Below are 13,943 nucleotides of genomic sequence, written 5' to 3'. Positions count from 1 at the left end.
CTTAAATTTTATCCACAACTAATAATAGAAAAACCCTCTGTTTTTAAACAGGGGGTTTTTCAACAAACTGAAAAGCTAATAAGAGTTTAATTACTCTTATTAGCTTTTTCATTTAAAAGAATTTAGAATTTAGTTCATTAGATATTCCAATGTTATAAATATATGAATTACATACTTCTAAAACGAATTTTTCCTTTTCATTTTCATTAAAACTAAGATTATTTAACATAGAGTGATAGTTCATAACGTAAGATTTTATATCTTTTAAGTCTTTATAAACATAATAGTTTAAAGCTTCATCGCTTATTTTATAATGATCTTTTAATAGAGAGTAGAATATTCTACCTCCAAATAAATCTGCTAAAAATCTTGTATAAGCGTGAGCTATAAGTAATTTTGGATTTTTTTCAGAGATAGAATTTATTCTATCTACATAAGCTAAAGTTGAAGATAAAACTTCTATTTTATTGTTATTAGATAAAGCACTAACATCTTTTTTTATAAGTTCTGATCTATATATTTCAGGAGTAACAAATGGTTTAACAGCTTCAATATTTTTATATTTATTTAGGTTATTTTCTATTGCTTCATACACATAGCATAAATTATAAATATATTCTGTATAACTTTCAACACTTGCATTTTTATTTAGAAGTCTTTGATTAAATCCTGAATTTTCAGCTGCTTTATGTAGCACATTGCTTCTGTTTCTTATTTCAATCATAAAATTATTCATTATAACACCCTTTCGATAATAATTATCATTTAATATTTTATATTTAAAGATTACAACTTTTTACTATAAATATCAAATCTAAAAAGGCTCAAATTTTAGCAAATATCATTAAAAAGAATAGATTTTAATAGTTTTTTTCACTATATTGAACAATGTTCACTATAGTCTATTACTATTTAATAAATATGTATATTAGATGATGAATTTGTGTAAAGACTAATATAATAGAATATTTATGCTTTTTTATAATAATTATAAATATATAGTATAAGTTAGAAAGGAATTTTAAGTGTTTATAGTATTGAAAATAAAAAAGTTTTATATTGCCCTAGTTTTGAGTATATTTATGTTTTTACTAGTTACTTTTATATTTAGAAATAATGTAAGGGAGTTTTTTAAAATTAGTTATAAAGATTACTTTAATATTAAAATAGATAATGAAGAAATTGAAAATATGAAAATTAATCTAAATATTATAGAGATGGATTATAATTGGACTGAAGAATTAACATTAAATAATAAGCCCAATAAAATAATATATCATCATGCGGCAAGAAGTGAATGGAGTCCAGAAGGAATAAATGAATTTCATAAATTAAAAGGCTGGAAGGGGATAGGTTATAATTTTTATATTAGAAAAGATGGTACTATCTACTATGGAAGGCCTGAAAATGCAGAAGGAGCTCATACAAGAGGTGAGAATAACAGTTCTATAGGTATTTGCATAGAAGGGAATTTAGAAGAAGAGAAATTGACTAAAGAGCAAACTAATAGCCTTGTAAATTTATCATTATATATTTCTTTAAAATATGATATTTATAAAATAATTGGGCATAGAGATGTATATGAGACACTTTGTCCAGGCGAAAATTTTCCTATGGATGAAATAAGAGATAAAGTAATTAATTTAATACGGGATAATAAAAAGGAGCTTTTATAGCTCCCTTATATTTATGCAGATTTTTTGTATTCTTCTAAAGCCTTTGATAATTGATCAGGGCAAGAAGTATCTTTATTTCCACAAGTGATTCCTTTTAATTTAGTAATAGCTTCATTTATGTTCATACCAGATACTAATGATGATATCCCTATTAGATTTCCAGGACATCCTCTAACAAAATTCACTTCTTTAATAATATCATTTTCAATGTTAAGGTGTATTTCAGTTGAACAAACCCCTTTAGTTTTATAAACAAACATATATAATACCTCCAAATTTTATTGCAACAATATTATATATTTATATTTATAAAAAATAAAGACTATATGTAGAAAAATGAAAAAAAAGATAAAACTTTGGTACAAATAATACTATTGTACATATACTATAAATGTATCTACAATAGGCTTAATAAAAATGGGGGTGCAGTATGAATTCTTTAATTGTATGTAATACTGGTAGTGATTCTATTAGTAAAATACCTTTAGTAAATTCTTTGAAAGAAAGTATATTATACGAAGAAATATTTCTTACTGAAGGAGAAAAACCTCTAGGACCCAATGGTATTTATATTAAAGATAGTATAGCTTATATAGCGAATAATTATAGCAATTCTATATCTATGTTAAATATGGATACTTTAAAGGAAGAAAGCACAATATATGTGGGGGCTCATCCAAATGATTTAATTGGTTACGATAAATACTTATATATAGTTTGTTCAGAGTCAAATGCTGTAGTACTATATGATTTAAATGAAGAAAAAATAAGTTTAGAAATTAAAACAAATAACTGGCCTTATAATATTGAAATTAGTTATAAATTAAATCTATTATTTATTACAAATTTTCAAAGTCATAATATATCAGTTATTGATATTAAAACTAATAAGATTATTGGTGAGTTAGTTACATTAGAGTACCCAACAAAAGTTAAGGTTTCTAAGGATGGAAATTTTTTATACGTTTGTGAAAGCTATATGGGTGATGAAAATGAAGGGTATATAGAGGTCTTTAATTTAATAACATTAGAATCATTAGGGAAAATCAAGGTTGGTAAGGTACCTATAGATATATATGAAGATAGAGAAATCCTTTATATATGCAATTTAATGGGGTCTAATATTGCTTTAATTAATAAGATGAATTTAAAAAAGATTAGTGAAATAAATATAGGTGGTATGCCAAGGGTATTAGTTAAACATGATAATATAGCCTATATCGGAGATTATCTTAATGGAAGGTTAGTTTGTTTAGATTTAAATAATAATAATATAAAAGCCATAACAATAGGTAAAGAACCTAATGCTATGACCTTTTATTAATTAGCCTCACTAAATAAAGAAATCATTAATTTATTATAGATATCAGAAGGATTTTCCTTCCATCTATTGCATAGGGATAAAGCTTGCTTTTTTGTCGGTACTGAAACTTTTAAAGAAATCAATAAGTTATCATTTTCTAAAGCTTGTAAATCTACAATAAATGAATTATCCTTACCAAGAGTATAATCACTATGAATTGTTAGTTCTTTTTTTATAGAATCTTTTATTGAATGAAGATAGTCACCGATTATCTTCTTTTTTATTGAAGAAATTCGATCAGAAAAGAATGAAAGAGTATTTGAACCTTTTTCTGTTATATGTATTAGATTTTTATCATTTACTTTTTCATACTTTAAAAAATCTGATGAAATTAATTCACTTATATATTGTTGAAGAGTAAAGTAATTTATAAAGTTATTTTCTAAAATAATTTCTGTAAGTTGAGTATTGGTAATAGGTTGTTTTAATGATTCCATTACATAAAGAACTAATAATTTATTTTCTGCTAATTCAGCTGAGTTTTCGTACATATTAAACCTCCATTTTAGAAAGTATAAGTTTATTATAACACAATATTTTAAAATTTCATAACTACATATTCTTGTCATTATTACAAATCGTAATGAATATAAATTAATTATAACAATATGTAGGAGTTTAGCTATGAAAAGAAGATATAGGGTTGGTATAAGTTTATTACTACTAATTTTAACAGTTGCATGTTCTATTATAGCTACTGAAAAAGTAAAATATGGCTTTACGGAAGTATATAACGATAAACCAATTTATAGAGTTAATACAGATGAAAAAAAATTAGCTTTGACCTTTGATATAAATTGGGCAGAAAATGAAGAACTTTTTAACATATTAGAAGTACTTGATAAATATAATGTAAAGGCAACCTTTTTTATAATGGGAGGTTGGGTAAATTATAGTGAAGAAAATAGAGAGAAACTTATAAAAATAAAGGAGGGAGACCATGAAATAGGAAATCATAGCTATATACATCCTATATTCAGTAAAATATCTGAAGAAAGGATTATGGAAGAAATTGATAAAACCAATAAAATAATTGAAGAAACAGTAGGAGAAGAGGTTAAGTTATTTAGATTTCCAAGTGGTGACTATAACAAAAAAGCAACTGAATTTATAGCTAAGCAAGGAATGATTAGCATTCAGTGGGATGTTGATTCTGTTGATTGGAAGCAAACTAGTGCTGAGGAAGAGTATAGTAGAGTTATGAAAAAGGTATCAGCAGGATCTATATTATTATTTCATAATAATGCAAAGTACACTCCAGGAAATTTAGATAAGATAATAAAAGAACTTCAAGAAGAAGGATATAATTTCGTTACAGTAGGAGAAATGATCTATTATGATGATTATTATATTGATGAAAAAGGTGAGCAAATAAAAAAATAATAAAAAATATTGAAAAATGATGATATAATGTATTATAATGGAAATATATCCATTGAAGTTATAAAATAGCAAAAGAATTAAAATTATTACTAAGGGAGAGAGGGGTTAGTGATGGACAACTTGATGTTAAATAACAAGATTTATTTAGAGGGAAAGGTAATATCAGAATTAGAATTTAGCCATGAAATGTATGGGGAAGGGTTTTATACATTTTCAATGGAAGTTATGAGGCTTAGTGACTCAGTAGATATTTTAAACATAACAGTATCTGAGCGACTTATTGCGAACATGGATTTATCTACTGGCAAAGAAATAATAGTGGATGGGCAGTTAAGATCTTATAATAAATTTGTAGACGGTTCAAATAAACTTATATTAACAGTATTTGCTAGAAATATAGAACCTTGCATTGAAAGAAGTAAGAATCCAAATGAAATTTTCCTTGATGGATTTATATGCAAGGAACCTGTTTACAGGACAACTCCATTTGGAAGAGAAATTGCGGATGTGTTATTAGCTGTAAATAGAGCTTATAATAAATCTGATTATATTCCTACAATAGCTTGGGGAAGAAATTCAAGATTTTGCCAAAGTTTAGAAGTAGGGGATAATATACGAGTTTGGGGTAGATTGCAAAGTAGAGAATATCAAAAGAAACTAAATGATACAGATGTGATTAAGAAAATTGCTTATGAAGTATCAGTTTCTAAAATGGAAAGAGTTCAAGGCGAACAATTAGAGCATGGCGATGAAAATAATGAACAAGAAGTAATGTAGAAATAAATAAAGGTGAAAAGTTTAGCTTTTCACCTTTTATTTATGTATTTTATTTTCTTAAATCATCTAATAATTTTGTTTTATCCTTTGTTTTTTCATCCACAGATTTTATAATTTTAGCAGGACTTCCAGCTACAACAACACCTGATGGAACATCTTTAGTAACTACAGAACCAGCAGCTATAACAGCTCCATTTCCGACAGTAACACCTTCTAAGATAACAGCATTTGCTCCAATTAATACATCATTACCTATTTCGCAAGGTGATTTACTAGGTGGTTCTAATACACCAGCGACAACTGCACCAGCACCTAAATGAGATCTTTTACCAATTTTAGCTCTTGCTCCTAAAACAGCATTCATATCTATCATAGTGCCTTCTCCTATTTCACAACCTATATTTATTACGGCACCCATCATAATTACGGCATTTTTTTCAATTTTTACTCTATCTCTTATAATAGCCCCAGGTTCAATTCTTGCATCAATATTTAAAAGACTTAGCATAGGAATAGCAGAATTCCTTCTATCATTTTCAAACCTAAAATGATTTATTAATGATTTATTAGTTTCAATAAATTCAATAACTAAATCAGATTCACCAAAAATAATATAAAAATTATTATTTCCATACCATTCCAAGTTTTTGAAATTAACATTGCTTAAGTTTCCATTAATATAGGCTCTAATAGGTGTAGTTTTTTTCGAATCCTTAATAAATCTAGCAATTTCATAAGGATCAGTTAAGTTATAATTCATAATAAAATCCTCCCCAAATAATAACATAAATAACATAAGTTGAAAAAATTATATCAATATATTAACGGGATAGCAAGAGTAGTATTATAAAAAGCTACAAAAAATATTATAATATTTACAAAGAAGACATTATTAATGTAAAATTTAAAAAAAGGAGTGATAATATTGAAGTTAGAACAAGGATTAGTTCAAGTATATACTGGAGAAGGTAAAGGAAAAACTACTGCAGCTATAGGACAGGGAATAAGAGCTTATGGCAATGGTTTAAAAGTGTATATGATACAATTTTTAAAAAGTGGTAAAACAGGAGAGCTTTCCACAATAGAAGAATTAGGAGAGAATTTTAAAATATTTAGATTTGAAAAGCCTAAGGATTTCACTTGGAATTTAAATAAAGAAGAACTAGAAGAATTAAGACTGGAAATTAGAGATGGGTATAATTTTATTTTGGATGTCATAAAAGAAAATAAATGTGATCTTTTAATAATAGATGAGGTTATGGCTGTTTTATCAAATAAGTTCTTATCTATAGAAGACGTATTATATATAATTGAAAATAAGCCTAAAAATATGGAAATTATATTAACTGGAAGAAATTTGCCAAGTGAAATAATAGAAAAAAGCAACTTAGTTACAGAAATGAAATGTATAAAACATTATTATAATGAAGGAATACCAGCAAGAGAAGGTATTGAATATTAATTTAAAGGGGGCTAACATATGAATAATAATTTAGAAGAAATAGAGATGTCAGGTATAAGAAAGTTCTTTAATAAAGTTAAAAAAGTTAATGGGGCAATATCTTTAACATTAGGACAACCGGATTTTACAACACCTATGGAAATTAAATATGGAATGATTAGAGCTATAGAAGAAGATAAAACTATATATACAGATAATTTTGGAATTATAGAATTAAGAAATGAAATTGCTAAGTATTTAAATATTAAGGGAATTAATTATAGTCATAAAGATATTTGCATTACTGTAGGTGGTAGTGAAGCTTTATTTTCATCATTTACTGCATTGATAAATAAAGGAGATAAAGTTCTTATTCCTACGCCTGCGTATCCTGCCTATGAAAATATAGTTATGATATTAGGAGGGAAGGTTGTTAATTATAATTTAAATAAGGATTTTTCAATAAATTTTGAAGAATTAGAAGAAATAATTAATAACGAAAAAATTAAATATATGGTTTTATCTTATCCTTGCAATCCAACAGGAGCCATTTTAAGTAAATATGAGTATATTAGACTAGTAAAATTAATAAAAGATAAAAATTTGATTGTTATTAGTGATGAGATATATGAATCTTTTTGCTACGATGAATACTATAGTGTTGCTATGAATGATGATATTATAAATAATATAATATATATAGGTGGCTTTTCTAAGATGTTTTCAATAACAGGTATTAGAGTTGGATTTATTGCAGCTAAAGATATATTTTTGAAAGAAATAGGTAAGGTGCATCAATATAATGTTTCCTGTACTAATTCTATAGGACAATATGGGGTTCTCGAAGGATTAAAATATGGATTATATAACGTTGATAAAATGAAAAATGATTTTCTAAAAAGAAAAGAGTATGTTGAAAGTAGGTTAAAAGAAATCGGTATAGATTTTATATCACCAAAGGGAGCGTTTTATATTTTTCCATCAATAAAGAAGTTTAATTTAACATCAGAAGAATTTTGCGAAAGTTTACTCTATAAAGAAAAGGTGGCTTGTGTGCCTGGAAGTGCATTTGGAATTGGTGGAGAAGGATATATTAGAATTTCTTATTGTTATTCAATAGCTGAATTAAAGGATGCGTTAGATAGACTTGAAAACTTTATAAACAGATAAATTTAAAGTGCTTATTATGTTAAATATATATATTAATGTAATAAGCACTTTTTTGAATAAATATTCTTTAGTTATCAAAATTAGTATATAAATATGCTGAGAATTGTATTTCTATAACGAACAAATTATTAGATATGTCTGTATAATATTCAAATTATATAAAAAAATAGTTTTAAAAAATTATTAGATTAATAATAATTAGAAAAATGAAAGTTTAATATTTATACTTGCAAAAATACTGGAATAATAACATATTAAACGTTTTCTTGGATTTAATTTCCCTTTTCTTAAGTATGAAAAAAAATAATATATTATTAACAAATCGACAAAATAATCAGTTGAAAAATAAAAAGTTAATTGACAAATTTAAATAAGATAATATAATTATTAATAACTACAAAAATGAGTGTTCGTAGTATTATGAATGGGGGTTGAAAACGAATGGTAAAGTATATAGGAAAGAGACTTTTAACTAGTATCATTACAATATGGGCTGTAGTAACAATAGTTTTCTTTCTAGTAAGAATGATGCCAGGTGGACCTTTTGATGGAGAAAAAATTACACCTGAAATGAAAGCACAATTAAATGAAAAATATGGATTGGACAAGCCTGTTGGAGAACAATATACAATTTATATGAAAAACCTTCTAAAGGGTGACTTTGGTAAGTCAATGAAGTATAAAGGTAGAGATGTTGCTTCTATAATAGGAAAGAGTTTTCCAAACTCAGCAAAAGTTGGTGTAGCTTCAATAATATTTTCAGTAGCTGTAGGTATAGCTCTTGGAATAATAGCTGCATTAAAAGCAGATAAATGGCCAGATAGGGTATGTATGATTTTGTCAACCTTAGGTATTACAATTCCTAGTTTTGTAATGGGAACATTTTTAATTTTCATTTTCACAACAAATTTGAAATTACTACCATCAACAGGACTAAGTACACCAAATAGATACATAATGCCAGTTTTAGCTTTGTCAGGAAGTTCTATGGCGTTTATAACAAGATTAACAAGAAGTAAACTTATTGATGTATTAAAATCAGATTATATAAGAACTGCTAAAGCAAAAGGCTTAAGTGGAAGAACTATTGTATTTAAACATGCATTAAGAAATTCATTAATTCCAGTAGTTACATATTTAGGACCATTAGTAGCTGGAGTTTTAACAGGATCCTTTGTAGTAGAAAAAATATTTGCAATACCAGGACTTGGAAATGAATTTACAACAACAATAACTAATAGAGATTATACTTCGTTATTAGGTGTTACAGCATTCTATTGTACATTAATAGTTGTATGTAATCTTTTAGTAGATATAATATATGTATTAATAGATCCAAGAATTAAGTTAGAAGGTTAATAGGGGGTAAAGAAATGGAAAATTTAAAAGTTGATTTAAATATAGATAAAGAATTATTTACTCCTTTAAGTGAAGAGGAAAAGAATTTTGAACAAGTTGTTAGACCAAGTGTAGGATTTTGGGCTGATGCTTGGAGAAGACTTAAAACTAATAAGGTTGCTATAGTTTCATTAATAGCAATAGGAATTATATTTATATTAGCATTTTTAGGTCCGATATTAATGGAAAAAATTATGGGATATACATATTATGCAACAGATTTAAATGCTACTAATTTAAGACCAAGTTCAGAGCACTGGTTCGGTACTGATAATTTAGGTAGAGATTTATTCGTAAGAGTTATGTATGGTGCAAGATATTCTCTTATAATTGCAATATCAGCAGCAGCTATTAACCTAGTTATTGGAGTATTATATGGGGGAATTGCAGGATTTTTTGGAGGAAAAGTTGATAATATAATGATGAGAATAGTAGACGTATTATATTCTATTCCTACACAAATTTATGTAATTATTTTAATGGCAGCATTAAAAAAAGAAGGATCAACTGGTCTTGTAACAATTATATTAGCTATGGCTATTTCTTACTGGGTTGGTATGGCAAGAATAGTTAGAGGAGATATATTGCAATTAAAACAACAAGAATTTGTTCTTGCAGCTAAAACTTTAGGAGCTTCAAAAACAAGAATTTTATTTAAACATCTAATACCAAACTGTATGGGATCAATACTAGTAACATTAACATTATTTGTGCCTCAAGCTATATTTACAGAAGCGTTCTTAAGTTTTATTGGATTAGGTATAAATCCACCTCTTGCTTCATTAGGAACTTTAGCAAATGATGCTAGTGGATTATTAAGTACAGATGCTTATCAATTAATATTCCCAGCAGCTGCAATTTGTGTAATTATATTAGCATTTAATTTATTAGGTGATGGATTAACTGAAGCCTTAGATCCTAAGAATAAGAGATAGGAGGATATAATACTATGAGTAAGTTATTAGAAGTTAAAAATTTGAAAACCTCCTTTAAAACACATATAGGTGATGTAAAATCTGTAAGGGGTGTATCCTTACGTTTAGATAAAGGAGAAGCTTTAGGTATAGTTGGAGAATCTGGATGTGGAAAATCAGTAACTATGATGTCTTTAATGAGATTATTAGCAGATAATGCTGTAATAGAAGCTGATACTATACTTTTTGATGGTAAAGATATAACAAACCCAACAGAAAAGGAAATGCAAGAAATAAGAGGAAATGATATGGCTATGATCTTCCAAGATCCTATGACATCATTAAATCCATTATTTACTGTTGGAGATCAATTAACAGAACATTTAATAAAACACAAAAAAGTTTCAAAAAAAGAAGCTAACGAAATGGCAATAAAAATGCTTGATATGGTTGGAATACCAAGCCCTGAGAAGAGATTATCACAATATCCACATGAGTTTTCAGGTGGTATGAGACAAAGGGTTATGATAGCTATGAGTTTAATTTGTGAGCCTAAACTTATAATTGCAGATGAACCTACAACTGCATTAGATGTTACAATTCAAGCTCAAATTTTAGATTTAATGAAGGATTTAAAGGAAAAAGTAAATACTTCTATTATACTTATAACTCACGATTTAGGAGTAGTTGCTGATCTTTGTACTAGAATAAATGTTATGTATGGTGGATTAATTGTAGAAGAAGGATCTGATGAAGATATTTTCTACAATGGTAAGCACCCATATACATGGGGGCTTTTAAATAGTGTTCCAAATCCTAAGAGCGAGCTAAAGGAAAAATTAGTTCCGATTGAAGGACAACCACCAGATTTATTAAAACCACCAGTAGGATGCCCATTTGCTGCTAGATGCAAATATGCTATGAAAGTTTGTATACAAAAACAACCACCTTTATTTGAAATTTCAGAAGGACATAGGGCTGCATGTTGGTTATGTCATGAAAATGCACCAAAGGTAGAATCACCAATTAGGAGGGAAGAATAATGGAAAAGAAAAATGATGTAATATTAGAAGTTAAAAATCTTTGCAAGTACTTCCCAGTAGATAAAGGGCTTTTTGCTAAAAAAAGTTATGTTAAAGCTGTAGACAATGTTTCTTTCTCTATTAAAAGAGGGGAAACATTAGGGTTAGTTGGAGAATCTGGTTGTGGTAAAACAACAACAGGCAGAACAATTTTAAAATTATATGAACCAACTTCAGGACAAATAATATTTAATGGTGAGGATATAACTAATTTTAGTGAAAAGAAAATGGTATCTTTAAGAAGAAATATGCAAATGATATTCCAAGATCCATATGCATCATTAAATCCAAGAATGACAGTTGGAGATATTATAGGAGAAGCTATAGATATTCATGGATTATATAAGGGTGAAGAAAGAGAAAATAGAATAAGATTTCTTTTAGATAAGGTTGGGTTAAATGGAAGTCATATAAATAGATATGCACATGAATTCTCAGGTGGACAAAGGCAAAGAATAGGTATTGCAAGAGCTCTTGCAGTTCAACCAGATTTTATAGTTTGTGATGAGCCTATTTCAGCATTAGATGTTTCTATTCAAGCACAAGTAATTAATATGCTAGAAGAGTTACAAGAAGAAATGGGATTAACTTATCTGTTTATAGCTCATGATTTATCGATGGTAAAACATATATCAACTCATATAGGAGTTATGTATTTAGGAAGAATGGTTGAAAAAGGACCAGCTGATGATGTATATATGAAGCCAAAGCATCCATATACACAAGCATTACTTTCAGCTGTACCAATTCCAGATCCTAAGGAAGCTAAGACAAATAAGAGAATAGTATTAGAAGGTGATATTCCTTCACCTATAGATCCACCAGCTGGATGTAGATTCAAAGGAAGATGTAAGCATGCAATGCCAATTTGTGGAGAAAAAGATCCAGAATTAAAGGAAGTTGAACCAGGACATTTTGTAGCATGTCACTTATTCAATAAATAGTTAACAATTGCATTTATGCGATTATTATAAAATAATTACATTAAGGGGGAAACATAATGAAGAGCAATAAGCTTAGAAAAATTTGTGCTGTAGCACTAACACTTGCTCTTGGAATGTCTGTTTTTGCAGGATGTGGAAGTAGCAGTTCAGGAGATAGTAGAAAATTAATTTACAATTTAGGAGAAGATCCAGAAACTATCGATCCTACATTAAATACCTCTTCAGGAGCAGGAACTATAATAGAAAATGCTTTTGAAGGATTAATGAGACTTGATGAAAATGAAAAGGCTATTCCAGGAGTTGCGGAAAGCTATGAAGTTTCTGACGATAGTTTAGTATATACTTTTCATTTAAGAGAAGATGCTAAATGGTCAGATGGAGAACCTGTAACAGCTAATGACTTTGAATATGCTTGGGTTAGAGCATTAACAAAAGATACAGCAGCTGAATATGCATATCAATTATATTACATAAAAAATGCAGAAAAATTTTATAATGGAGAAGTTTCAAGAGATGAACTTGGAATAGAAGTTGTAGATGATAATACATTAAAAGTAACTTTAGAAGCTCCAACAACTTATTTCTTAGAACTTACAGCATTTACTACATATTTCCCAGTTAGAAAGGATATAGTTGAAGCAGATCCAGAAGGATGGGCATTAGAACCAGAAACTTATGTTTCAAATGGACCTTTCAAATTAGTTCAATGGGATATGAAGGATCAATTAATATTTGAGAAGAATGAAAATTATTGGAATGCATCAGAAGTAAAGCTTCCAGGAGTAGTTTATAAATTAGTTACTGACCAAAATACTGCTTATGCTTCATTAAAGTCAGGTGAATTTGATATGGTAGATACAGTTCCACCTTCAGAAATAGAAAGTGGAGAAAAAGAAGGATTAGTTACTATATATCCAAATCTTGCAACTTATATGTTAATATTTAATGTTGGTAAGCAATCAACTTTACCAGATGACGTTAAAGCAGTTTTAAGTAATGCAAAAGTAAGAAGAGCATTATCAATTGCAATAGATAGAAAAGCACTTGTTGAAAATGTTACTAAAGCAGAACAAGTTCCAGCATATTCATTTGTTCCACAAGGAATAAAAAATGAAGATGGAGAAGACTTTGCAGATAGAGAATACTATGATGCAAATCAAGCAAATATAGAAGAGGCTAAACAATTATTAGCTGAAGCAGGATATCCAAATGGAGAAGGAATTCCAACTTTAGAATTTATGTTTAATACAGAAGGGGATCATAAATTAATTGCACAAGCTATACAACAAGACTGGGCTAAAATAGGTGTTAATGTAGAATTAACTAACCAAGAATGGAAGGTATTCTTAAATACTAGACAAGAAGGTGGTTATGAAATAGCAAGACATGGTTGGTCTGGAGACTATGTTGATCCAATGACATTCTTAGATTTATGGGTAACTGGCGGAGGAAATAACGATGCTGGATATTCTAACTCAGAATATGATGCATTAGTTAATGCTGCAAAGGTTGAAGCTGATTCAGATAAGAGATGGGAAATGATGAAACAAGCAGAAGATATATTAATGGAAGATATGCCTATAATTCCATTATACTACTATACTAAGGTTAAAGGTGCTAAACCTGAAGTTAAAGGTGTTAGAGTATCAACTTTAGGACATGTATTCTTTGATAAGGCTTATATTGAAGAACAATAGTATTAAAAAGAAGAGTCAAAAGACCAATGTCATTAAGTTAAGAAATTGGTTTTAAAAAAATCTACTAAGAGCAAGATATAAATTAATATCTTGCTCTT

General features: G+C 28.0%; 15 protein-coding genes. 11 read left to right on the top strand and 4 right to left on the bottom strand.

All coding sequences use genetic code 11. The features are described 5' to 3' along the window. Positions 1 to 112: 112 nt before the first annotated feature. The gene (locus ACQPVP_RS16655) at positions 113 to 736 is read right to left on the bottom strand and encodes a heme oxygenase (biliverdin-producing) (protein WP_430851865.1); all 624 of its coding nucleotides are present in this window, start codon (positions 734 to 736) and stop codon (positions 113 to 115) included. Positions 737 to 1,082: 346 nt separating this feature from the next. Here ACQPVP_RS16655 and ACQPVP_RS16650 point away from each other — a divergent pair, with 346 nt between their 5' ends. Further along, the gene (locus ACQPVP_RS16650; protein ID WP_430851863.1) at positions 1,083 to 1,676 is read left to right on the top strand and encodes a peptidoglycan recognition protein family protein; all 594 of its coding nucleotides are present in this window, start codon (positions 1,083 to 1,085) and stop codon (positions 1,674 to 1,676) included. Positions 1,677 to 1,687: 11 nt separating this feature from the next. Here ACQPVP_RS16650 and ACQPVP_RS16645 read toward each other — a convergent pair whose 3' ends face one another. Beyond that, the gene (locus ACQPVP_RS16645) at positions 1,688 to 1,936 is read right to left on the bottom strand and encodes a TIGR03905 family TSCPD domain-containing protein (RefSeq protein ID WP_430839039.1); all 249 of its coding nucleotides are present in this window, start codon (positions 1,934 to 1,936) and stop codon (positions 1,688 to 1,690) included. Positions 1,937 to 2,106: 170 nt separating this feature from the next. Here ACQPVP_RS16645 and ACQPVP_RS16640 point away from each other — a divergent pair, with 170 nt between their 5' ends. After that, complete coding sequence (locus ACQPVP_RS16640; protein WP_430851861.1) at positions 2,107 to 3,000, top strand: YncE family protein; 894 nt, start codon at positions 2,107 to 2,109, stop codon at positions 2,998 to 3,000. Here the strand turns inward: ACQPVP_RS16640 and ACQPVP_RS16635 are convergent. Further along, positions 2,997 to 3,530 (bottom strand): DUF4364 family protein, encoded by a 534-nt coding sequence (locus ACQPVP_RS16635; RefSeq protein WP_430851859.1) that lies wholly within the window; start codon positions 3,528 to 3,530, stop codon positions 2,997 to 2,999. The two genes, ACQPVP_RS16640 and ACQPVP_RS16635, sit on opposite strands and share 4 nt — an antisense overlap. A gap of 133 nt (positions 3,531 to 3,663) precedes the next feature. Here ACQPVP_RS16635 and ACQPVP_RS16630 point away from each other — a divergent pair, with 133 nt between their 5' ends. After that, positions 3,664 to 4,422 carry a polysaccharide deacetylase family protein gene (locus ACQPVP_RS16630; RefSeq protein WP_430851857.1) on the top strand — a complete coding sequence of 253 codons (759 nt, stop codon included), beginning with the start codon at positions 3,664 to 3,666 and terminating at the stop codon, positions 4,420 to 4,422. Positions 4,423 to 4,533: 111 nt separating this feature from the next. Then, positions 4,534 to 5,199, top strand: a complete 666-nt coding sequence (locus ACQPVP_RS16625) for a single-stranded DNA-binding protein (RefSeq protein ID WP_430851855.1) — start codon at positions 4,534 to 4,536, stop codon at positions 5,197 to 5,199. Between the two features lie 49 nt (positions 5,200 to 5,248). On the opposite strand, the gene dapD is transcribed toward ACQPVP_RS16625, so the two are convergent. Then, entirely contained in the window at positions 5,249 to 5,959 is a 711-nt protein-coding gene (gene dapD / locus ACQPVP_RS16620; RefSeq protein ID WP_430851853.1) for a 2,3,4,5-tetrahydropyridine-2,6-dicarboxylate N-acetyltransferase, read from the bottom strand. A gap of 162 nt (positions 5,960 to 6,121) precedes the next feature. On the opposite strand from dapD, the gene ACQPVP_RS16615 reads away from it, so the two are divergent. From ACQPVP_RS16615 to ACQPVP_RS16585, 7 genes are all read left to right on the top strand, one after another. Continuing rightward, on the top strand, positions 6,122 to 6,661 hold the full coding sequence (locus ACQPVP_RS16615) for a cob(I)yrinic acid a,c-diamide adenosyltransferase (protein ID WP_430851867.1): 540 nt from the start codon (positions 6,122 to 6,124) through the stop codon (positions 6,659 to 6,661). A gap of 18 nt (positions 6,662 to 6,679) precedes the next feature. Further along, the gene (locus ACQPVP_RS16610) at positions 6,680 to 7,810 is read left to right on the top strand and encodes a pyridoxal phosphate-dependent aminotransferase (RefSeq protein ID WP_430851851.1); all 1,131 of its coding nucleotides are present in this window, start codon (positions 6,680 to 6,682) and stop codon (positions 7,808 to 7,810) included. 441 nt (positions 7,811 to 8,251) lie between these two features. Next, the gene (locus ACQPVP_RS16605; RefSeq protein WP_430851849.1) at positions 8,252 to 9,169 is read left to right on the top strand and encodes an ABC transporter permease; all 918 of its coding nucleotides are present in this window, start codon (positions 8,252 to 8,254) and stop codon (positions 9,167 to 9,169) included. 14 nt (positions 9,170 to 9,183) lie between these two features. After that, the gene (locus ACQPVP_RS16600) at positions 9,184 to 10,143 is read left to right on the top strand and encodes an ABC transporter permease (protein WP_430851847.1); all 960 of its coding nucleotides are present in this window, start codon (positions 9,184 to 9,186) and stop codon (positions 10,141 to 10,143) included. A 14-nt stretch (positions 10,144 to 10,157) separates the two neighbouring features. Next, positions 10,158 to 11,165, top strand: a complete 1,008-nt coding sequence (locus tag ACQPVP_RS16595) for an ABC transporter ATP-binding protein (RefSeq protein WP_430851845.1) — start codon at positions 10,158 to 10,160, stop codon at positions 11,163 to 11,165. Further along, complete coding sequence (locus tag ACQPVP_RS16590; RefSeq protein ID WP_430851843.1) at positions 11,165 to 12,148, top strand: ABC transporter ATP-binding protein; 984 nt, start codon at positions 11,165 to 11,167, stop codon at positions 12,146 to 12,148. The genes ACQPVP_RS16595 and ACQPVP_RS16590 overlap by 1 nt, the downstream gene beginning before the upstream one ends. Before the next feature lie 56 nt (positions 12,149 to 12,204). Then, positions 12,205 to 13,845, top strand: coding sequence for a peptide ABC transporter substrate-binding protein (locus ACQPVP_RS16585; RefSeq protein ID WP_430851841.1), 1,641 nt, complete (start codon positions 12,205 to 12,207; stop codon positions 13,843 to 13,845). The last annotated feature ends 98 nt before the right edge of the window (positions 13,846 to 13,943 follow it).

It is taken from the genome of Clostridium nigeriense, from assembly GCF_050585265.1.
GTDB lineage: Bacteria > Bacillota > Clostridia > Clostridiales > Clostridiaceae > Clostridium > Clostridium nigeriense_B.
Note: the sequence above shows the minus strand (reverse complement) of the source record. Positions and strands in the feature narration are given on the sequence as shown.

Bases quoted from the DNA above. Each gene is read 5' to 3' on its own strand.
- ACQPVP_RS16630 (WP_430851857.1), top strand. From the start codon at position 3,664: ATGAAAAGAAGATATAGGGTTGGTATAAGTTTATTACTACTAATTTTA.
- ACQPVP_RS16610 (WP_430851851.1), top strand. From the start codon at position 6,680: ATGAATAATAATTTAGAAGAAATAGAGATGTCAGGTATAAGAAAGTTC.
- ACQPVP_RS16640 (WP_430851861.1), top strand. From the start codon at position 2,107: ATGAATTCTTTAATTGTATGTAATACTGGTAGTGATTCTATTAGTAAA.
- ACQPVP_RS16625 (WP_430851855.1), top strand. From the start codon at position 4,534: ATGGACAACTTGATGTTAAATAACAAGATTTATTTAGAGGGAAAGGTA.
- ACQPVP_RS16645 (WP_430839039.1), bottom strand. From the start codon at position 1,936: ATGTTTGTTTATAAAACTAAAGGGGTTTGTTCAACTGAAATACACCTT.
- ACQPVP_RS16635 (WP_430851859.1), bottom strand. From the start codon at position 3,530: ATGTACGAAAACTCAGCTGAATTAGCAGAAAATAAATTATTAGTTCTT.
- ACQPVP_RS16605 (WP_430851849.1), top strand. From the start codon at position 8,252: ATGGTAAAGTATATAGGAAAGAGACTTTTAACTAGTATCATTACAATA.
- ACQPVP_RS16590 (WP_430851843.1), top strand. From the start codon at position 11,165: ATGGAAAAGAAAAATGATGTAATATTAGAAGTTAAAAATCTTTGCAAG.
- ACQPVP_RS16585 (WP_430851841.1), top strand. From the start codon at position 12,205: ATGAAGAGCAATAAGCTTAGAAAAATTTGTGCTGTAGCACTAACACTT.
- ACQPVP_RS16655 (WP_430851865.1), bottom strand. From the start codon at position 736: ATGAATAATTTTATGATTGAAATAAGAAACAGAAGCAATGTGCTACAT.
- ACQPVP_RS16650 (WP_430851863.1), top strand. From the start codon at position 1,083: ATGTTTTTACTAGTTACTTTTATATTTAGAAATAATGTAAGGGAGTTT.
- ACQPVP_RS16600 (WP_430851847.1), top strand. From the start codon at position 9,184: ATGGAAAATTTAAAAGTTGATTTAAATATAGATAAAGAATTATTTACT.
- ACQPVP_RS16595 (WP_430851845.1), top strand. From the start codon at position 10,158: ATGAGTAAGTTATTAGAAGTTAAAAATTTGAAAACCTCCTTTAAAACA.
- dapD (WP_430851853.1), bottom strand. From the start codon at position 5,959: ATGAATTATAACTTAACTGATCCTTATGAAATTGCTAGATTTATTAAG.